This window comes from Lysinibacillus telephonicus (assembly GCF_039654155.1).
In the GTDB taxonomy this organism is placed as follows: Bacteria; Bacillota; Bacilli; order Bacillales_A; family Planococcaceae; genus Ureibacillus; species Ureibacillus telephonicus.
Genome location: NZ_CP155468.1, coordinates 4,341,758 through 4,362,500, shown reverse-complemented (window position 1 = coordinate 4,362,500; position 20,743 = coordinate 4,341,758). Strand labels below are relative to the sequence as shown.

Sequence of the window (20,743 nt, the reverse complement as noted above, 5' to 3'; positions counted from 1 at the left end):
AGCGAGGCGGGAGGTGCCCGTACCGCAAACCGACACAGGTAGTCGAGGAGAGAATCCTAAGGTGTGCGAGAGAACTCTCGTTAAGGAACTCGGCAAAATGACCCCGTAACTTCGGGAGAAGGGGTGCTCTCGTGAGAGAGCCGCAGTGAATAGGCCCAGGCGACTGTTTAGCAAAAACACAGGTCTCTGCAAAACCGTAAGGTGACGTATAGGGGCTGACGCCTGCCCGGTGCTGGAAGGTTAAGAGGAGGGGTTAGTGGCATCACGAAGCTCTGAATTGAAGCCCCAGTAAACGGCGGCCGTAACTATAACGGTCCTAAGGTAGCGAAATTCCTTGTCGGGTAAGTTCCGACCCGCACGAAAGGCGTAACGATCTGGGCACTGTCTCAACGAGAGACTCGGTGAAATTATAGTACCTGTGAAGATGCAGGTTACCCGCGACAGGACGGAAAGACCCCGTGGAGCTTTACTGTAGCTTGATATTGAATTTTGGCACAACTTGTACAGGATAGGTAGGAGCCAGAGAACTCGGAGCGCCAGCTTCGAGGGAGGCGTCGGTGGGATACTACCCTGGTTGTGTTGAAATTCTAACCCATACCCCTTAGCGGGGTAGGAGACAGTGTCAGGTGGACAGTTTGACTGGGGCGGTCGCCTCCTAAAAGGTAACGGAGGCGCCCAAAGGTTCCCTCAGAATGGTTGGAAATCATTCGTAGAGTGTAAAGGCACAAGGGAGCTTGACTGCGAGACCTACAAGTCGAGCAGGGTCGAAAGACGGGCTTAGTGATCCGGTGGTTCCGCATGGAAGGGCCATCGCTCAACGGATAAAAGCTACCCCGGGGATAACAGGCTTATCTCCCCCAAGAGTCCACATCGACGGGGAGGTTTGGCACCTCGATGTCGGCTCATCGCATCCTGGGGCTGTAGTCGGTCCCAAGGGTTGGGCTGTTCGCCCATTAAAGCGGTACGCGAGCTGGGTTCAGAACGTCGTGAGACAGTTCGGTCCCTATCCGTCGTGGGCGTAGGAAATTTGAGAGGAGCTGTCCTTAGTACGAGAGGACCGGGATGGACACACCGCTGGTGTACCAGTTGTCTTGCCAAAGGCATCGCTGGGTAGCTATGTGTGGACGGGATAAGTGCTGAAAGCATCTAAGCATGAAGCCCCCCTCAAGATGAGATTTCCCATTACGCAAGTAAGTAAGATCCCTCAAAGACGATGAGGTAGATAGGTTCGAGGTGGAAGTGTGGCGACACATGGAGCTGACGAATACTAATCGATCGAGGACTTAACCAAAATTTTGAACGCATTCAATGTCTTTATCCAGTTTTGAGAGAACGAACTCTCAATTTAATAAGTCTAGTGATGATGGCAAAGAGGTCACACCCGTTCCCATACCGAACACGGAAGTTAAGCTCTTTAGCGCCGATGGTAGTTGGGGGCTTCCCCCTGTGAGAGTAGGACGTTGCTAGGCTCAAAAAGTCGCTGCTGAATTTAGTTCGGTAGTGGCTTTTTTATTAGATTTTTAGATTTTAGGTAGAACACGTTAGAATACAGCGAAAAAAGGGGAGTTCATGAGGTTTCCTAAACGGGGGTTGTTATTGCTTCTCTTGCCAGCCTAGGATAAGAAATTTCAGTGGTTGCTGGATATTATAAATTAGAATTTAGTGATGTTTCAACTTAATTAGTTAATGAAATATAAAAATTCAAAAAATAATTTTTATAAATGCTTGCATATTTTAGTGATATAGATATAATAATAAATGTACTTAAATATAAACGTTCCGAAGTAGCTCAGTGGTAGAGCAATCGGCTGTTAACCGATCGGTCGTAGGTTCGAGTCCTACCTTCGGAGCCATTTTTTTTTGCCCTTTTTTTCTCTTTTTATAACCCCTCAATAATTAATCTCTCATAAATATATTCCAAACTATTTAACCCTATTATATTTATTAGGTTGTACTTCTTCCAGCCAAACACCATATAAAGCTGAATCCTATTTAATGATGTAAGGTCCGATTGACGGATTTATGAAATGAAATTGTTTATTTAGTTTTAGCGATTAGGAAAGTATCTGCTCTCCTTATTTTATAGAATTACCAATGAAGTGTTGGAATCTTAGCGATAATTATACACATTTCGAGTACGATTTAGACTTTAATGGAGTATGTGGACCCGCTGCATTTCAATTCATATGGTAGGATAATTTTTATTAAATATAAGTCCATAAAAAAGAAAGATAGTTGCAAATAAATAGTTTTTTAAGAAAGTTAAAATCTAAAAACCTCTTACGAAAATTGCATCGTAAGGGGTTTTATTTTAGAACAAGTATAAAAAGATAAAAAGTATTTCATAATCTAGGAGATTATAAAATATATATTAAAAATGGAATAATTTTTATGTACTGTAGAGTAAGAATTGGTAAAAAAGGAGGGTATGGTTTGGAGCGGATATTAGAGATAGAAAATATATCTTTACAATTTGGAGGTGTAAAGGCATTAGATAATGTCACCTACCATATAAACAAAGGTGAAATTTTTTCATTAATCGGGCCAAATGGTGCAGGAAAAACAAGTATGTTAAATTGCATTAGTGGATTATATCATCCAACAAGTGGTTCTATTCTTTATAAAGGCAAAGATATTACAAAGATGAAGCCGTATGAAAGAACTTCATTAGGTATTGCACGGGCATTCCAAAATATCGCGCTTTTTGCTCATATGTCTGTGTTGGATAATTTAAAACTCGGAAAGCATTCATTAATGAAATCAGGGGTGTTTAGTGGAGGACTATATATAGGAAAAGCATCCAAGGAAGAAATTGAACACCGTCAAAAAGTTGAAGAGGTAATTGAGTTTTTAGAATTACAAGATATTCGTCATACTCCTGTTGGTACACTTCCATATGGCTTGCAAAAACGTGTGGAGGTAGGCCGCGCATTAGCATTAAGACCGGAATTAATTCTACTAGATGAACCAATGGCAGGTATGAACAATGCAGAAAAAGAATTAATGTCTCGTTTTATATTGGATATGCATGAAATGATGGATACAACGGTCGTGTTAATTGAACACGATTTAGGTGTTGTCATGAGTTTGTCTGATCATATTGCCGTGCTGGATTTTGGAAAACGAATTGGATTCGGGACACCAAAAGAAATTCAACAAAATCCGGATGTAATAAAAGCATATATCGGTGAAGAGACAGTTATGTAGAGGGAGGCGAACTATGGTAATAGAAAAAACTTTACCTACTTTACTAGCGGAACGTGCGAAAAGTGAAGCAAATACAGTTGCATTAAGACAGAAACATCTTGGGATTTGGAACGAAATTTCATGGGGGCAATATTTAGAAAATGTTGAAAAATTGGCAGTTTCACTATCTGAACAATATGATTTTAGAAGTGGTGAAACGGTAGCAATCATAGGAGAAAACCGACCCCAGTGGCTCTACGCTCATATGGCTGTACAAAGCATAGGCGGGGTTGTAGTAGGTGTTTATCAAGAGTCGTTGCCAGATCAAATAAAGTTTTATTTGAATGATTGCAAAGCAAGAATTGTCATTGTAGAAGATCAAGAACAAGTTGATAAGCTGCTAGAAGTTGAAAATGAACTGCCTTTAGTAGAACATATTATTTACTATAATAAACAAGGTCTACGTCATTATCAGCATACTAAACTAACTTATATGGGGCAGCTACTAAAGAATGGCGAGGATTTACTTAAACAAAAAACAGATTTTTTAGCAAACCAATTGAAATTGTTGCATAGTGAAATGCCTGCAATTATTTCATACAGTGCAGCAACAAGCGGGCGACCTAAAGGAGTAATTTTAACCCATCATAACTTAATTGAATCAGCTAAAAACTTATCACAAGTTGATGAAATGAAAAAAGCAGATGATTATATTTCATTTTTACCGCTTTCTTGGGTTCATGAGCATGTGATGAGTATCATCATACCTTTAATAGTTGGTATGGTTGTTAATTTCCCAGAAAGACCGCATACCGTCATTGGTGATTTAAGAGAAATTGGTCCGCATACTCTATTGGCTACACCCCGTGTTTTCCAATCATTAATGGCGAACTTCCAAATTCGAATGGAAGGAGCCAGCTGGTTTAAACGAAAGCTATACAATTTTTTTAAAAAGTACGGTGATAAACAAGCTCTATTTAAATTAGACAAAAAGCAGCTTTCCTTATTCGATAAAATGATGTATACACTTGGAGATATAATTATGTTTAGTGCAATTCGGGATCATTTGGGGCTTGCTCGAATAAAAAGGGCATATATAGCTGGAGCAGCTATTCAAACTGATGCTTTCCACTTTTACCATAGTATCGGGGTAAATTTGAAGCAGACCTATGGTGGGACAGAAGTAAGTGGCATTGCATTTGTTCAATATGATTCTGCAATTAAAGCAGGAAGTTCAGGTGTACCAATACCAAATACAAAAGTAAGAATTGGTGATGATGGAACAGTATATTTAAAAAATAATGCTATTTTTTCGGAGTATTTGAACGAAGAAGACAAAAAAATAATGAATGATGGTTGGCTTTCTCTAGGGGATAAAGGATATTTGGATGATGACGGTCATTTGTTCATTTTAGATCGACAAGAGAATGTTATTACTAGTTCAGAGGGAGAACAAATTTATCCTCAATTAATTGAAAATAAACTGAAATCCAGTCCCTATATACAAGAGGCAATATGTTTTGGAAAAAATAAACCGTATTTAACAGCAATTTTAAATATTGACATAAATAGTGTTGGTCGATGGGCAGATAAAAACCAGATAATATATACTGAATATTCTGAATTATCAGTAAAATCGGAAATCCTTAATTTAGTTGAGGGAGAAGTTAGAAAATTAATGAATGAACTTCCTTCTAATGAAAGGATAAAGAAATTTGTAATTTTAAATAAACAATTTACTGCTGATCAAGGGGAATTAACAAGAACATTCAAAGTTAGAAGGAACTTTGTTGAAAAGAAATATGAAAAAATAATTGAAGCGATGTACTCTACAACATTAGAAGTTCCTTTAAGTGCTTCTCATAATAATGTACCAAATGAAATCAGTAGTTTACAAATAGTTCAACTATCAAGTGGTGAGGAGGTAGCTTTCGCTAATGATATTCTTCTTCCAAATGCTCATTAATGGTATTGTCGTCGGAAGTATTTACGGACTTGTAGCTTTAGGATTTGTTTTAATTTATCGTGCAAGCGGTGCATTGAATCTTGCGAATGGAGAGTTTGTCATTTTTGGTCCATATATTTGTTTAATGCTCATGACTGCACTACAAGTTCCATTTTTAGTTGCATTACTCATTACATTGATATTTAGTGCCATTCTTGGGCTTGCTGTGGAGCGTATCGTTGTGCGACCATTGCAAAATGCACCTGTTATTTCAGTTATTATGGCGACTATTGGATTATCAAGCTTACTGGCAGGTGCTGTTCATATGATTTGGGGCCATTCTACGAAAACGTTTCCACCAGTATTCCCACAAACACCGTTAAATATTGGTGGAATTATTGTTACACCGGTTTATTTATGGTCTTTCATTGTCGTTTTAGTGTTATTAATTATTTTCTCTATATTCTTTAAGTATTCCAAAATTGGTCTTGCCATCCGTGCAGTTGCAGATGATCAACAAGCCGCTTCATCAATGGGGATGAGTGTAAAATTTGTTTATGCAGCAACTTGGACGATTGCAGCAATTGTTGCAGCAATTGGTGGAGTATTAATTGGAAATATCAACGGTGTTAATCCAACAATGGCATCGATTGGATTAACCGTATTACCTGTTGTAATTCTGGGCGGTTTGGATAGCGTAATTGGGGCTATTATTGGCGGTTTTGCAATTGGAATATTGCAAAATATGGCGGGTGGTTATTTAGATCCGCTAGTAGGTGGGGGCTTAAAGGATGTAGTTCCATTTATTATTGTACTTTTAATATTAATGCTAAGACCACATGGCCTATTTGGCAGCCGTGGGATTGAGAGGGTGTGACGGTGTGAGAAATTTAGTTGTTAGAGATTGTGGAAAATATAAAACGTCTTATAAAGATGACATGAAATTATTCAAAACTACTGGTGACAAAGTAAAATGGTTGGCGTTAATTCTACTAATACTAGCATTACCTCTCTTTGTATCAAACTATTGGATTGGGTTATTTACACTTTGTGCAATTTCAGCAATTGGTGCAATAGGGTTAAATATTTTAACAGGTTTCACAGGACAAATTTCTATTGGAGTTGGTGCATTCCTAGGTGTTGGAGGGTATACAACTGCGATATTAACATCCACATATGGATTAAGTTTTTGGGTATCACTTCCTATTGCCGGAATCGTAACTGCCTTTGTAGGTGGCGTATTTGGTATTCCAGCTTTACGTCTTAAAGGGCTGTATTTAGCTATTGCCACGTTGGCAGCGCAAGTCATCATTTTATTTGTCATTAGCCGCTGGGACAGTGTGACTGGCGGTACTGCGGGAATGGTATTAAGTCGTCCGGCAATTGGAGACTTTTTACTTTCAACAAATACATCATACTACTATTTAAGTATAGTCATCTTGTTAGTTACAGTGCTGTATGCGGTAAATTTATTAAGGACACGGGTTGGGCGTGCATTTTTAGCTGTGCGTGATAGAGATATTGCCGCACAAATCATGGGGATAAACTTATTTTACTATAAAGTATTAGCCTTTATTGTTAGCTCTTTCTTTGTTGGAATTGCCGGAGCATTGCTGGCACACTATACGATGATTGTGAGTCCAGAACTATATAATACTCACGTATCAATTCAATATTTAGCAATGGTACTAATTGGGGGACTAGGCAGCGTTTTTGGGTCAATTTTAGGAGCAGTATTTATTACGTTATTACCTGTTGGGCTGAGTGCTATCATCGATTTTTTAACTGTATTCATGCCAGAAATGTATCAGCTATTATCAGCGTTTAAAGAGTTTGTATTTGGTATTGTCATAATCCTGTTTTTAATTTTCGAACCAGGAGGCTTAGCTCATATATGGCTGAACATGAAGAAATATTTTAAGCTATGGCCATTTTCTTACTAAAAACCTGGAGAGAAATTAAATAAGAAAATTTATAAGAAATAAGGGGGATTTTAAAGTGGGAAAAAAGGGGAAAATTTTGTGGGGGTTCATAGGAATTATGTTGTTATTTTTATTAGCAGCATGCGCGGAAGACTCGACAACAAGTGCACCAGCTAATGACACATCCGACGATTCAGCAACTGTACCGACAGCTGCAGATCCAGATAATCGTACAGTTGTAGTTGGTGGGTTATATGATATTACAGGAGGCACTGGTGATGTAGGAACACCTTATGCAGAAGGGGAACAAGCATACTTTGAATATTTAGAAACTAAAGGTGGAGTAGAAGGTTTAAACCTTGTGTTAACAGGTAAAGATTATGCGTACTCAATTCCTGAAGCACAAAAAATTTATCAAGAATTAAGAGATAAGGAAAAAGCTGCTGCAATTTTAGGTTGGGGTACTGGTGATACAGAGGCACTTCGCCAACAAGTAGCGACAGATCAATTACCATTTTTCTCAGCTTCTTATTCTGAAAGTTTGAAGAATACAAAAGAAAGTCCATATAATTTCTTAATAGCAGCTTCTTATTCCGACCAAGGTCGCGCGGTCTTAAAATGGATTAAAGAAAATCATGAAGGAGATAGTCCAACTGTTGCGTTACTCTATAATGATACTGCATTTGGTCGTTCACCAATTGAAGATATAAAAGCATACGGCAAAGAAATTGGGGTTGAAGTTGTAGACGAGCAAGTAATTGATGTACAGGCAACTGAAGCGCAATCCCAATTATTAAACATGGAAAAGAAGAATCCGGATTATGCAATTATTCAACAAACATGGGCAGCAACGTCTACAATTTTACGTGACGCAAAGACGTTGGGCATAGATACTCAATTTATCGGATTGAATTGGGCTTCTGGTGAAGGAATTATTGATATCGTAGGAGCTGATATTGCAGAAGGCTATATAGGTATTTTATCGCATGCATTCCCATATGAAGAACAACCAGGAATGGCAGAAATTAAAGAATATTTAGATTCAAAAGGTATGACAATTGATGATATTGATCAAAAATTTGTTCAAGGTTGGAGTGCTGCGAAAATTATGGTAGCTGGAATTCAAGCGGCTGCAGAAAAATATCCCGAAGGTGATCTTACTGGACCTCAAATTCGAGAAGGAATTGAGTCCTTGCAAAACTTTGATTTAGGCGGTCTAGGTGCAAATGTATCATTTAGTGCTGACAATCATGCAGGTACTGAAATGACTCGTTTAGGTATTGTAAAAGATGGTAAATGGGAGCAACTAACTGATTATTTTAGCTATTAAGATTAATAGGAAAATATGGTTTGGTAGAATCTCCAATCCCGTCAGCTAGTATTTCTTACTAGTACTTGAATGACAAGAAGAGGTAGTTTGTTGAGCAATAAACAAGCAAGTGGATATAGAACCTAAAAATTCCCTACATGGACAATAAAAGAAGGCTATTCCATTAGTATTTTTGGGGTAGTCTTCAAATTATAAAAATAATTTTTATAAACTTTGTAGAGGATAAAAATAATAGAAAGTTTTGAGAATCTCCTAAAATCTATATATCTAATAGAAAGGAGTTTTGTAACATGCTCCGTATCAATAACTTAGAAGTGGTATACCAAAAAATTATTATTGCTCTAAGAGGAATATCTTTGGATGTTCCTGAAGGGAAGATTGTAGCGCTATTAGGAAGTAATGGTGCTGGAAAGTCGACTACTTTAAAAGCCGTTTCTGGTTTGCTAGCAGGTGATGGTGGCCAAATTATAGATGGCAGCATCGAGTTTCAAGGAGAAGTAATTGATGGTATTACACCAGATGCACTAGTTCGGAAAGGTATATTTCTAAGTATGGAAGGCCGGCGTATATTTAAAGGTTTAACAGTTGAAGAAAATTTAACTGCGGGGGCATATACAAGAAAAGATCGTTTAAACATTAAAGGGGATATTGAGAAAATATATGAATACTTCCCGAAGTTAAAAGTGCTTAATAATCGAAAAGCAGGATTTTTATCTGGTGGAGAGCAACAAATGCTGGCCATTGGGAGAGGGTTAATGGCAAAGCCGAAGCTGCTATTATTAGATGAACCATCATTAGGAATTGCACCGTTACTTGTAAAAGAGATTTTCCAAAATATAAAAAAGATTAAACAAGAAGAAGGTATGTCAATTCTTGTAGTGGAACAGAATGCAAATGTCGCCCTTTCTATTGCAGATTATGGATATATTATGGAAAATGGACGTGTCGTTATGCACGGGGAGTCGGCAGAAATTTTAGCAAATAAAGATATTAGTGAACATTACTTAGGAATAGGTAATGAAAATAGTGGGAAAGAAAAGGCTTTTCGCCGCCGTCAACGAGTTGTATGGTGAGGTAACTTACTAGAGATTATGTAATAAGTTACCATAACTCCAACTTGGAAGTTTAAACCAAGCATAGGATAAGCCCCCAAACCTATAAAAATTATGGGGAAAGTCTACGGTAAACTAGATAGATGAAATTCGTAGGAATGCCTAATTTCCTAAATGAGTATTTCAACATTTGGAGACGAAAAAAGTGAGGTTTCTTTAGCAGTACATTTAGGGTAAAATGTGGATAGATGTTAATCATATTTTATCCTAATAATTTTTTATAAATAAATATAAAATTAACTGAGGAGAAGTATGAGAAAAACAGAAAAATTGTAAATCCAAATGGTATAAAATTAAGAGGGAAATATAATAGAATTGCATTAAAAAATTTTCTCGAAAAGTAGTTGCAAATTTTTAAAATAAGTGTTAATATAATTATTGTCTGATTGAGACGATGCATTTTGGCCCGTTGGTCAAGTGGTTAAGACACCGCCCTTTCACGGCGGTAACACGGGTTCGAATCCCGTACGGGTCACCAATTATAACTAAGACACAAAAAGACAAGATAACACTTACATAATAATGGAGGATTAGCTCAGCTGGGAGAGCACCTGCCTTACAAGCAGGGGGTCGGCGGTTCGAGCCCGTCATCCTCCACCATAAGTGTTAATCTGGAGGGGTAGCGAAGTGGCTAAACGCGGCGGACTGTAAATCCGCTCCTTCGGGTTCGGCGGTTCGAATCCGTCCCCCTCCACCATTTATTGGGGTATAGCCAAGCGGTAAGGCAACGGATTTTGATTCCGTCATGCCCAGGTTCGAATCCTGGTACCCCAGCCATTTTTTATTTTTGGGGTCATTAGCTTAGTTGGTAGAGCATCTGACTCTTAATCAGAGGGTCGTAGGTTCGAGTCCTACATGGCCCATCATAAAAGCTTTTTATAATAATTTAATTTCAATCCTTTACTTAAATAAGTAAAGGATTTTTTATTTGTTATCTTCTTTTCCCCATCAAGAAAATATCTCATAAGTCCATGCGCATCTTTTAGGAATAAAACACATTAGAAGGTAAGCCCACAATTACAAAAAGCACAATCATAGTACTTGAAATTTGAATAATTATGCATACTCTTGTCAGGTTGAGCCACCCATGTATTACCATGTAAAATAAAGGGACAACAAGGGGGTATTTTCATGGATAATAAAAAAATTTCGGTTATTGGAGTTCCTTCTGATTACGGTCAACATCGTCGTGGGGTAGATATGGGGCCAAGTGCCATCCGTTATGCAGGAGTAATAGAGAGATTAGAAAATATAGGATATGAAGTTAAAGATGAAGGGGATATTTTAGTTAAAAGAAAGGTAAATGCACAACAGGATCCAGCATTATTAAATTTGGGTGAGGTTATTGAAGTTAGTATACAACTATCAAATAAAATAGAGGAAGTAATAAAAGATGAAAGATTTCCTCTAATTCTTGGCGGAGATCATAGTATTTCAATTGGTACATTTGCTGGCTTAGCCACTCGTTATAAAAACTTAGGAGTTATCTGGTATGATGCACATGCAGATATAAATACACCAGAGACTTCGCCTTCTGGAAATATTCACGGAATGCCGCTAGCCATTAGTATTGGGCTAGGGAATGAACGTTTAGTAAATATAAATGGTATAGCTCCAAAAATAAAACCAGAAAATATTATTATAATTGGTGCTCGCTCTGTAGACCCAGGAGAGCGTGAAATAATAAAAAAACTTGGAATTAAAGTTTATACAATGCATGAAATCGACCGTTTAGGAATGGCTGAGGTAATTGAACGTTCTATTGCATATTTAAAGGAGCAAAAGGTAGATGGCGTTCATTTATCCCTAGATTTAGATGGAATTGACCCTTTATATACACCAGGAGTGGGGACTCCTGTTCCTGGGGGGATTACTTATCGTGAAAGTCATTTAGCTATGGAAATGTTAGAAGAGGTTGGATTCATAACTTCAGCGGAGTTTGTTGAAGTAAATCCAATTTTAGATGAACGTAATAAAACTGCGGATGCAGCAGTTGCTTTGATGGGTTCGTTATTTGGTGAGAAATTAGTATAAAATAGTGTTTTTGTCTCATGAATAAATTGGGTATAAATACTAATTTAGACTTTTTTCGGAATAAAATATTTTTGATATAATAACGACTTAAATGAAACTTTTAATGAAATTTGACGTAAATAATAATGAGCCGAAAAGGTGGAGAGGAAACACAAATGGATGCGTTAGTGAACAAAAGAATAAAGCAAGTGCTAAAAGGTGATCAAAACGCATTTTCAGATATTGTGAGCCTCTACCAGCACAAGCTATACCAAATATGTTACCGTATGCTAGGTAACAAACAAGAGGCAGAAGATATTGCTCAGGAAGCATTTGTGCGAGCGTATATAAATCTTCATTCCTTTGATCAAAAAAGAAAATTTTCAACATGGCTATATCGGATTGCAACAAATCTTTGTATTGATAGAATTCGCAAAAAGAAGCCTGATTACTATTTAGATGCCGAAGTTGCTGGTACAGATGGACTTGATATGTATTCACATATCGCTGCAGATGAACAATTACCAGAAGAGGCGGTAGAACAAATGGAACTGCAGGATCGAATTCAATACGAAATAAGCAGATTGCCAGATAAATATCGATCAGTTATCGTGTTAAAATATATAGAAGAATTATCGCTTCAGGAAATTAGTGAAATTCTTGATATGCCTTTAGGAACTGTAAAAACAAGAATTCATAGAGGGCGTGAAGCTCTAAGAAAGCAATTAAACAATTTGTAGGAGGAGTTATGCATGAGTACGTGTCCACAACACATTGTTGACTATATGCACGAATACTTTGATGGCGATATTAGCCGTGAACATGAACAACAGCTGAAGAAACATCTGCAAGTGTGCTCTGACTGTCAACAACATATGCATCAGTTAAGTGACACGATTGCTTTTGTTAAGAGTGCAGCGCATATCACAGCACCCCCACATTTTGAGGAACAAGTTATGAAACGTCTACCTAAAGGAAAGAATCGCGTAGGCTTACAAAAGTGGTTTAGAAGACATCCGATTATTGTTGCGGCAGCAGTGTTCTTTTTATTTATGAGTGCAACGCTGCTAAGCAGTTATCCAAATGATGAATTTTCAGTTACTAAACAGCCAAATTTAATCGTAGATGGGCAAACGGTGATTGTACCAGAGGGAGAAGTAGTTAAAGGTGATATTGTCGTGAAAAATGGTGATATTGTAATCGAAGGGGAAGTAGATGGCAATGTAACGGTCATTAATGGCCAATACATGGCTTCGACAGCTGTAGTAACAGGGCAAATCGAGGAAATCGACGAAACGTTTGAATGGCTTTGGTATGAAATAAAAGACTTAGCAAATGATTTTGTTGATTTATTTGAATAAGAAGTAAAAATGTTACATTAAACAAATACTAAATGACTTAGTCTGCTCAAATGAGTAGACTATTTTCTTGATGAAAGCTTTACTTATTCAAGATGTGATATACTATCTTTAATATTATATAAATTTTTTGAAATATGTAACTTAACTTATTCTCTAGGAAAATTGAAATAATTCATAAACAAAAGCGAATTAAACGTAATAACACCAAGATGTAATCGATATAAATGAAATAGCAAGAAAAAAGTGGGGGATGCCACGTGCAAATTATTGAAAACTTTACAGACTTAACGCCTGTAAATGTTATTGTTAGCATTTTAGACGTACTCCTTGTTTGGTACGTTATTTATAAATTATTAACCCTCATTAAAGGAACGAAAGCGGTTCAGTTATTGAAAGGGCTATTTGTCATTATTGTCGCGAGATTCGCAACTGTAGTGTTTGGCCTAGATACCCTTGGTTGGATGCTTCAAGAAGTAATTGACTGGGGATTTTTAGCCATCATTATTATCTTTACCCCTGAAATTCGTCGTGCGTTGGAACAACTAGGAAGAGGAAAAATATTTCAGCGTTCCACTAGCCAATTAGAAGATGAACGATTGCGGTTGGTAGAAGCGATGAAAAAAGCGGTCAGCTATATGGCAAAACGAAGAATCGGAGCACTTATCTCCATTGAGAGTGAAACGGGTTTAAATGAATATATTGAAACCGGTATCAAACTAAATGCAGAAATTTCATCGGAATTATTAATTAATATTTTTATTCCAAATACACCACTTCATGACGGTGCTGTAATTGTACAAAAAGATAAAATAACAGCTGCAGCTTGTTATTTGCCGTTGTCTGAAAGTACATTTATTTCAAAAGAACTTGGTACAAGGCACCGTGCGGCTTTAGGGCTAAGTGAAGTAACAGATGCCATTACTATTGTTGTATCAGAGGAAACTGGAGGCATAAGCTTAACGAAAAACGGAAATTTATACCGAAATCTTTCAATAGATGAATTCGAAGCACATTTAAAAACAATGTGGTTTGGTCCTGAACAAGATTCGGATTCAGCCTCTAAGTGGACTTGGAGGGGGAAAAAGAATGGATAAACTATTTGATAGTTACTGGGTATTAAGAGTTACTGCATTAGTCCTGGCTTTTTTACTATTCTTTTATGTGAAAACACTAACGGATGATACTCAAAGTACTGGTGCAGGTTCAGAAATGGATATAATTACCGATGTTCCGTTAGAAGCATATTACGATTCAGAAAACTTAATTGTTACAGGTTTGCCTGAAACTGTTGATGTCACGATTAGTGGCCCTATGCAATTGGTACTTTCAGCAAAATTGAAGAAAGACTTTAAAGTATTTGTCGACTTAAATTCATTGTTAATTGGTGAACATAGCGTTGAAATTCAATACGAAAACTTTTCAGAAAAACTAGAAGTTTCGATTGAACCAAAAACGGTAGATATAGTAATTGAAGAAAAGGTTACTAAGGAATTGCGCATCGACCCTGAAATGAATAAAAGTCAAATCTCAGAAGGCTTTGAATTAGTCGGGATGACAGCCGAACCAAAAACTGTTTTCGTGACAGGTGCAAAAAGTGTGGTAGAAAGTATTAGCTATGTAAAAGCAACGGTTACTGGTGAAGATGGAATCAATTCATCATTTAAACAAGAAGCCGATGTAAAAGTGTTAGATAATAATTTGAACAAGCTTGATGTAATCATTGAGCCAGAGACTGTAGTTGTAAACGTTGATATAAGGGAATACAGTAGAGAAATTCCGCTATCGATAAGGCGAACAGGAACGCCAAAGGAAGGTATTACAGTCAATAATATAAGGCCTGATACCGAATCAATCGTCGTATACGGTCCAAAATCTATTATTGACTCGATAACAGAACTAGTCGTAGAATTTGACATATCAGAAATTGAAGAGTCTGGTGTTTATGAAGTTAATTTGGAATTGCCAAACGGAGCAACGAGACTATCATCTAAGACGATTGGAATAGAAGCTGATATTACACAAGAGTCAACAACGGAAACGCCCCCAGAGGGAACTACAGAAGAAGTTAATGACAAAGAAACAGATACTGAAGAAGTTATAACTGAAGAATCAAACACAGACCAACCAAACACAGACCAACCAAATACTGAAGAAAATACTACAGAATAATCGTAATAAAGGTTCAAACTATTTGAATCAATCATTCGTTCCACAGATGAAATTGTAATATTCGCAATGATGAAGCATGGAATGTCTAGCATTGAAGGAGAGAAAAGTAATGGGAAAATATTTCGGAACTGATGGCGTCCGTGGTGTCGCAAATTCAGAATTGACGCCAGAGCTCGCATTTAAGCTTGGACGTGTCGGGGGATACGTGCTGACAAAACATACAAAAGAACGCCCAAAAGTAATAATTGGACGAGATACTCGTATTTCAGGCCATATGTTAGAAGGCGCACTAGTAGCTGGGCTGCTATCAATTGGTGTTGAAGTAATGCGATTAGGAGTTATTAGTACACCAGGTGTGGCTTACCTAACTCGTGTAATGAATGCAGATGCGGGTGTTATGATTTCTGCTTCACACAATCCTGTTGCAGATAACGGAATTAAATTTTTCGGTCCAGATGGCTTCAAATTAACAGATGCACAAGAAGCAGAAATAGAAGGCTACCTTGATTTAGAAGCTGACACATTACCACGCCCAATCGGAGGAGATGTTGGATCAGTAAGTGATTATTTCGAGGGTGGACAAAAATATCTTTCATACTTAAAACAAACAGTAGAAGAAGATTTCTTAGGTATCCATGTTGCTCTTGATTGTGCACATGGTGCAACTTCACAACTAGCAACTCATTTATTTGCTGATTTAGAGGCCGATATTTCGTCAATGGGCTCATCACCAGATGGTTTAAATATTAATGAAGGTGTAGGTTCTACCCATCCGGAAAAACTAGCAGCCTTCGTTTTAGAACGCGGCGCTGATGTTGGATTAACCTTTGATGGTGATGGTGACCGTCTAATTGCAGTTGATGAAAAAGGCCAAATCGTTGATGGCGATCAAATAATGTTCATCATCGGCAAGTATTTAAACAGCAAAGGGCGCTTAAAGAAAAACACAGTTGTATCTACTGTTATGAGTAATCTAGGCTTTTATAAAGCATTAGAAGAAAACGGAATGACAAGTGTTCAAACAGCTGTTGGAGATCGTTACGTAGTAGAAGAAATGCGTACGAACGACTACAACGTTGGGGGTGAGCAGTCTGGTCATATCGTATTCCTTGACTATAATACAACTGGCGACGGTTTATTAACTGCTATTCAATTAGTTAATATTATGAAAGCAACGGATAAACGTTTATCTGAGCTTGCATCAGAAATGACTATTTTCCCACAACGTTTAGTAAACGTACGAGTTACCGATAAACATGCGGTTGCACAAAATGAAAAAGTTGCTGCTGCTATTTCAGAAGTTGAAGCTGCAATGGCTGGCAACGGACGTGTATTAGTTCGCCCTTCAGGTACAGAACCGCTTGTACGTGTTATGGTAGAGGCAGCAACAGAGGAAGAGTGTGAAAGCTACGTAAACAGAATTGCTAACGTAGTTCGAGAAGAATTAGGGCTAGCAGAGTAACAGATAATATGAATCCAGTGGACAACTAATTAAATTAGTTAATTCCACTGGATTTATTTTTTCGTTTATTTGTTATACAAAAGGGCAATAGTAAAAATGTAGAATTGTAAAAAGGAGTGTTTCAAATGGCAAAGGTTGCAACATTAATTACTGATATGTTTGAGGATATTGAATTTACAAGTCCGAAAGAAGCGTTAGAGGAGGCAGGCCATACTGTTGTAACAATAGATAAAGAAGGAAACAAAACAATAAGAGGAAAACAAGGAGAAGCAAAAGTAGAAATTGACCACGGGATAGATGAAGTAAATCCCGATGATTTTGATGCACTGTTTATTCCGGGAGGCTTTTCACCTGATTTACTACGGGATGATGATCGAGTTGTTGCCTTCGCTAAGAAATTTATGAGTGATATGAAGCCTGTATTTGCGATTTGTCATGGACCGCAACTTCTTATTACTGCAAGAGCATTAGAAGGCAGAGATATTACAGGATATAAATCAATTAGAGTTGATCTAGAATATGCTGGGGCAAAGTTTCATGATGAAGAAGTATTCGTTTGTCAAAAACAACTTGTATCTAGCCGTACTCCAAAAGATTTACCTGCATTTAACCGGGAAATTGTTAACTTGTTAAAAGAAAAAGAGTTATAATTATGGTAGTGTAAAGGCATAGTCAATAAAAGTTGTTGTATAAATATGGAATTACAACTTCCGTTCACTTATAATCAACATAAGTGAACGGATTTTTTTGGGGAGGGAATTAATTGTTATATAGTCCTAAATGGAGTAAAGCAAAAAAGCATTTAAAAAGTTTTATTTGCGATTCTTTACAATCAAGAATTGATTTTCAAGTAATTAATTATAGAAGAGCACATGATCAGCTAGGCAGAGCTGTCATTACTGTAGATAAAATAGAAAAACTTAGTATGTGTACAATTACAGCAGAGCGAGAAGAGTTTCGAAGAACTTGGGATAAAAGAATTGAAATGGAAGACTTCGATTTTGATGATGTAGAAATGAATCGATCCCTTCAAGACCAGTCACATGAACAATTGAAAAAAGATGGCATCTATGGTCAATATGATTTTTTTGATGCTTTAGAAAAATATTTTAACGCACCAATTAAAGACTCTTTAAAGTCCACAGATATATTAATTAAAATTTTATGTCTATTAGACCGTCGTGTTGGAAAAAGAACTTTACTTAAAATGAAGGAAACTATTTTAACTGAGCATGTTTTAGTACAAGACTTTTATAAACTACGTTGCGAAGCAGAAAATATTCTTGTTGCTGTTTAGTCAATTTAAGATTTCATTTATAACCTACTGACATACGGATTATCATAAATGCATCTTAAGAAAATATTCCTCGCAAAAATTAACCACTAGAGATTATAAACTAGTGGAATTTTTTTGAACAAAAATAAGCCTAAATTAGTACTAAATGTACAAAAGATTGACGGCGTGTTGCATATTCTGTATGATGAAGGTGCTTTAAAAAAATAAAGCAAGGTTGCTTTGTTATTTTTAAAGCGAGCGCATGAAAGGAGAGAAAACGAGCGCTTTATAAGTAAAAGGAAAACAATAATAGCGCCTGAGCTAAGGAAATCGAACGGTCACAATCCTTAGTTGACGAGGTGGAGGATTATCGAATTTTCGGCGGATACCTCCCGATCGCATGCCCGATTGTAAATTTCGTTTTTAAAACAAAAAAGTGATTTTTTGGACAGAAAAACGAAAAGGCAAATACATTTCAAAGCAATATCAATCTCAAGTGCTTTTTGTTTGCAGCAAGTGAATTAGACAGAATTCATGCGCAAAATAAAAGCAATTGTTTTTACATTGTCTTATTAGGCATTTCCTGATGTTGCTTATGACGGAGGATAAATAATATGTGTGGAATCGTTGGATATAACGGTGAATTAGATTCAAAGGAAATTTTATTAAAAGGATTAGAAAAATTAGAGTACCGCGGTTATGATTCTGCGGGTATCGCTGTTCGTAATGAAGAAGGAATTACAGTTTTTAAAGAAAAAGGCCGCATTGCGGATTTACGTACAGCAGTAGATGATGAAGTATCTGCAAATATTGGAATTGGTCATACACGCTGGGCTACTCACGGTGTGCCAAATAAATTAAATGCACACCCTCATCAAAGTGCAACTGGACGCTATACTCTTGTGCACAACGGTGTAATCGAAAACTATCATTTATTGCAAAAAGCTTACCTAAAAGGTATCCAAATGCAATCAGATACAGATACAGAAGTAATCGTACAACTTGTTGAGTTATTTGCAAAAGAAGGTTTATCAACAGTTGAAGCATTCCGTAAAACACTATCTTTATTACACGGCTCTTATGCGATTGCGCTACTCGACCAAGAGGATGAAGACACTATTTATGTAGCAAAAAATAAATCACCTCTTTTAGTAGGTGTTGGCGACGGTTTTAACGTTGTTGCTTCTGATGCAATGGCAATGCTGCAAGTAACTGATCAATTTATTGAGTTACGAGATAAAGAGGTTGTATTAGTTCATAAAAATAAAGTAGAAATTTCTACATTAGATGGCCGTGAAGTTGAGCGTAAACCTTTTAAAGCAGAACTTGATGCAAGTGATATTGAAAAAGGTACGTACCCTCACTACATGCTAAAAGAAATGGATGAGCAGCCAAGTGTTGTTCGAAAAATCATTCAAGCATATAGCGATGCTGAGGGTGAATTAGCAATTGATGATAATATTTTAGAGGCTTTGAAACAAGCTGACCGTTTATATATTATTGCTGCAGGAACTAGCTACCATGCAGGATTAATTGGAAAACAATATTTCGAGAAGATTGCTGGCATCCCAGTAGAAGTCCATATTTCTAGTGAATTTGGCTACAATATGCCGCTTTTATCTGAAAAGCCTTTATTCATCTTCATTTCTCAATCTGGTGAAACTGCAGATAGCCGTCAAGTGCTTGTAAAAGTGAAAGAAGAACTGGGCTACCCAGCATTAACAATTACGAATGTACCTGGCTCTACACTTTCACGTGAAGCAGACTACACGTTATTATTACATGCAGGTCCAGAGATTGCGGTTGCATCTACAAAAGCATATGTTGCGCAAGTAGCAGTATTAGCAGTTGCCGCTTATGTAGCAGGCAAAGCGACAGGAAAAGACCTTGATATTGATTTAAAACAAGAGCTAGCAATTGCAGCCAACGCTATTCAAACAATAGTAGATTCTAAAAATGAGTTGGAGCAAATTGCAGAGGATTACTTAAAAATCGCACGCAATGCGTTCTTTATCGGACGCAACCTTGATTTCTACGTAAGTATGGAAGGTGCGTTAAAACTAAAAGAAATCTCTTATATCCAAGCTGAAGGTTTCGCTGGTGGAGAATTAAAACATGGTACAATCGCGTTAATCGAAGATGGCACGCCTGTATTTGCTTTAGCAACTCAAGAGCAAGTTGCACTAAACATTCGAGGTAACGTGAAGGAAGTAGTTGCGCGCGGAGCTAACGCATGCATCATTTCAATGGAAGGACTAAATGAGGAAACAGACCGTCTAGTTATTCCAAAAGTACATCAATTACTAACACCACTTGTGTCAGTAGTACCATTACAATTAATCAGCTATTACGCTGCTCTACACCGCCGCTGCGACGTAGATAAACCTCGTAATCTAGCAAAATCGGTAACGGTTGAGTAAAATAGATATAAAGTTAATCTTGTGAGTTATAATTAATACTGTCACATTTTATAACTATATTTGTCATAGATTTATAAGATGTAGTGACATCAAAAGCTAACCTTGGTACAGTGCAATCGTTACTGTACCAAGGTTTTTTGATTTTTTTCTAAAATGTTGTTTAATTATTGTTCAAATACATATACAGTTAAATATTATAACTGTACTTATAATTAATATTGTCACTTATTAGATAGCAACAATTAGGTTTTAGAAAAAGTTTCATTAAAAAATCCAGTGTCTATCTCAGATAATAAAATTATTAAATTTACAAAACATTCAGCAAAAACGTTAGTAATTTATTTAACAAACGGACCATATTGTTGAGAAAAATAAACATATATTTATTTATAATACAATTAAGATTGTGAAGGATTACACTCAAACTAACAGTCAGTTTAGTTTAAGCACAACCTTACATAAAGTTACAAAAAAGCCGAACTCCACTTTGGAAATCGACTTTTTTTCTTTTTATTAGCTTTTAGTTATAATTGATTTAATGGACTCC

General features: G+C 36.9%; 15 protein-coding genes, 6 tRNA genes and 2 rRNA genes (1 of these 23 only partly in view). All 23 read left to right on the top strand.

What is annotated here, in order from left to right; genetic code table 11:
* Nucleotides 1-1,291: ribosomal RNA gene (locus tag MKY04_RS21060) — 23S ribosomal RNA — on the top strand; it begins 1,630 nt to the left of the window's first position.
* 62 nt (nucleotides 1,292-1,353) lie between these two features.
* Nucleotides 1,354-1,469: ribosomal RNA gene (gene rrf, locus MKY04_RS21055) — 5S ribosomal RNA — on the top strand.
* Between the two features lie 309 nt (nucleotides 1,470-1,778).
* Nucleotides 1,779-1,853: transfer RNA gene (locus MKY04_RS21050), tRNA-Asn, on the top strand.
* A 580-nt stretch (nucleotides 1,854-2,433) separates the two neighbouring features.
* Entirely contained in the window at nucleotides 2,434-3,207 is a 774-nt protein-coding gene (locus MKY04_RS21045) for an ABC transporter ATP-binding protein (RefSeq protein WP_400195215.1), read from the top strand.
* A 13-nt stretch (nucleotides 3,208-3,220) separates the two neighbouring features.
* Entirely contained in the window at nucleotides 3,221-5,152 is a 1,932-nt protein-coding gene (locus MKY04_RS21040) for an AMP-dependent synthetase/ligase (protein ID WP_346235088.1), read from the top strand.
* On the top strand, nucleotides 5,124-6,008 hold the full coding sequence (locus MKY04_RS21035; RefSeq protein WP_126295716.1) for a branched-chain amino acid ABC transporter permease: 885 nt from the start codon (nucleotides 5,124-5,126) through the stop codon (nucleotides 6,006-6,008). The genes MKY04_RS21040 and MKY04_RS21035 overlap by 29 nt, the downstream gene beginning before the upstream one ends.
* A 4-nt stretch (nucleotides 6,009-6,012) precedes the next feature.
* Entirely contained in the window at nucleotides 6,013-7,074 is a 1,062-nt protein-coding gene (locus MKY04_RS21030) for a branched-chain amino acid ABC transporter permease (RefSeq protein ID WP_126295717.1), read from the top strand.
* A 55-nt stretch (nucleotides 7,075-7,129) separates the two neighbouring features.
* Nucleotides 7,130-8,383, top strand: coding sequence for an ABC transporter substrate-binding protein (locus MKY04_RS21025; protein WP_246020450.1), 1,254 nt, complete (start codon nucleotides 7,130-7,132; stop codon nucleotides 8,381-8,383).
* A gap of 290 nt (nucleotides 8,384-8,673) precedes the next feature.
* On the top strand, nucleotides 8,674-9,456 hold the full coding sequence (locus MKY04_RS21020; RefSeq protein ID WP_126295718.1) for an ABC transporter ATP-binding protein: 783 nt from the start codon (nucleotides 8,674-8,676) through the stop codon (nucleotides 9,454-9,456).
* Nucleotides 9,457-9,898: 442 nt separating this feature from the next.
* Nucleotides 9,899-9,973, top strand: a tRNA-Glu gene (locus MKY04_RS21015).
* Between the two features lie 46 nt (nucleotides 9,974-10,019).
* Nucleotides 10,020-10,095 (top strand) — tRNA-Val (locus MKY04_RS21010).
* 13 nt (nucleotides 10,096-10,108) lie between these two features.
* A tRNA-Tyr gene (locus MKY04_RS21005) sits at nucleotides 10,109-10,192 on the top strand.
* Between the two features lie 5 nt (nucleotides 10,193-10,197).
* Nucleotides 10,198-10,272: transfer RNA gene (locus tag MKY04_RS21000), tRNA-Gln, on the top strand.
* 13 nt (nucleotides 10,273-10,285) lie between these two features.
* Nucleotides 10,286-10,358 (top strand) — tRNA-Lys (locus MKY04_RS20995).
* A gap of 268 nt (nucleotides 10,359-10,626) precedes the next feature.
* Nucleotides 10,627-11,529 (top strand): arginase, encoded by a 903-nt coding sequence (rocF, locus tag MKY04_RS20990; protein ID WP_126295719.1) that lies wholly within the window; start codon nucleotides 10,627-10,629, stop codon nucleotides 11,527-11,529.
* Nucleotides 11,530-11,684: 155 nt separating this feature from the next.
* Nucleotides 11,685-12,248 (top strand): RNA polymerase sigma factor SigW, encoded by a 564-nt coding sequence (sigW, locus tag MKY04_RS20985; protein ID WP_126295731.1) that lies wholly within the window; start codon nucleotides 11,685-11,687, stop codon nucleotides 12,246-12,248.
* 12 nt (nucleotides 12,249-12,260) lie between these two features.
* Nucleotides 12,261-12,869 (top strand): zf-HC2 domain-containing protein, encoded by a 609-nt coding sequence (locus MKY04_RS20980; RefSeq protein ID WP_126295720.1) that lies wholly within the window; start codon nucleotides 12,261-12,263, stop codon nucleotides 12,867-12,869.
* A gap of 257 nt (nucleotides 12,870-13,126) precedes the next feature.
* Nucleotides 13,127-13,963 carry a diadenylate cyclase CdaA gene (gene cdaA / locus MKY04_RS20975; protein ID WP_126295721.1) on the top strand — a complete coding sequence of 279 codons (837 nt, stop codon included), beginning with the start codon at nucleotides 13,127-13,129 and terminating at the stop codon, nucleotides 13,961-13,963.
* Nucleotides 13,956-15,038 carry a CdaR family protein gene (locus MKY04_RS20970; RefSeq protein WP_126295722.1) on the top strand — a complete coding sequence of 361 codons (1,083 nt, stop codon included), beginning with the start codon at nucleotides 13,956-13,958 and terminating at the stop codon, nucleotides 15,036-15,038. Before cdaA ends, MKY04_RS20970 begins: the two co-directional genes overlap by 8 nt.
* 109 nt (nucleotides 15,039-15,147) lie before the next feature.
* Complete coding sequence (gene glmM, locus MKY04_RS20965; RefSeq protein WP_346235087.1) at nucleotides 15,148-16,500, top strand: phosphoglucosamine mutase; 1,353 nt, start codon at nucleotides 15,148-15,150, stop codon at nucleotides 16,498-16,500.
* Between the two features lie 125 nt (nucleotides 16,501-16,625).
* Nucleotides 16,626-17,150, top strand: a complete 525-nt coding sequence (locus MKY04_RS20960) for a type 1 glutamine amidotransferase domain-containing protein (RefSeq protein WP_126295724.1) — start codon at nucleotides 16,626-16,628, stop codon at nucleotides 17,148-17,150.
* A gap of 113 nt (nucleotides 17,151-17,263) precedes the next feature.
* Nucleotides 17,264-17,797: an SF0329 family protein gene (locus tag MKY04_RS20955; RefSeq protein WP_126295725.1), complete on the top strand. Its 534-nt coding sequence runs from the start codon at nucleotides 17,264-17,266 to the stop codon at nucleotides 17,795-17,797.
* A gap of 593 nt (nucleotides 17,798-18,390) precedes the next feature.
* The gene (gene glmS / locus MKY04_RS20950; RefSeq protein ID WP_126295726.1) at nucleotides 18,391-20,196 is read left to right on the top strand and encodes a glutamine--fructose-6-phosphate transaminase (isomerizing); all 1,806 of its coding nucleotides are present in this window, start codon (nucleotides 18,391-18,393) and stop codon (nucleotides 20,194-20,196) included.
* Nucleotides 20,197-20,743 lie beyond the last annotated feature (547 nt).

Excerpts from the sequence above, each read along its gene's own strand:
- MKY04_RS21040 (WP_346235088.1), top strand. The coding sequence starts at position 3,221 with ATGGTAATAGAAAAAACTTTACCTACTTTACTAGCGGAACGTGCGAAA.
- MKY04_RS21035 (WP_126295716.1), top strand. The coding sequence starts at position 5,124 with ATGATATTCTTCTTCCAAATGCTCATTAATGGTATTGTCGTCGGAAGT.
- MKY04_RS21020 (WP_126295718.1), top strand. The coding sequence starts at position 8,674 with ATGCTCCGTATCAATAACTTAGAAGTGGTATACCAAAAAATTATTATT.
- rocF (WP_126295719.1), top strand. The coding sequence starts at position 10,627 with ATGGATAATAAAAAAATTTCGGTTATTGGAGTTCCTTCTGATTACGGT.
- sigW (WP_126295731.1), top strand. The coding sequence starts at position 11,685 with ATGGATGCGTTAGTGAACAAAAGAATAAAGCAAGTGCTAAAAGGTGAT.
- MKY04_RS20980 (WP_126295720.1), top strand. The coding sequence starts at position 12,261 with ATGAGTACGTGTCCACAACACATTGTTGACTATATGCACGAATACTTT.
- MKY04_RS20970 (WP_126295722.1), top strand. The coding sequence starts at position 13,956 with ATGGATAAACTATTTGATAGTTACTGGGTATTAAGAGTTACTGCATTA.
- glmM (WP_346235087.1), top strand. The coding sequence starts at position 15,148 with ATGGGAAAATATTTCGGAACTGATGGCGTCCGTGGTGTCGCAAATTCA.
- MKY04_RS20960 (WP_126295724.1), top strand. The coding sequence starts at position 16,626 with ATGGCAAAGGTTGCAACATTAATTACTGATATGTTTGAGGATATTGAA.
- glmS (WP_126295726.1), top strand. The coding sequence starts at position 18,391 with ATGTGTGGAATCGTTGGATATAACGGTGAATTAGATTCAAAGGAAATT.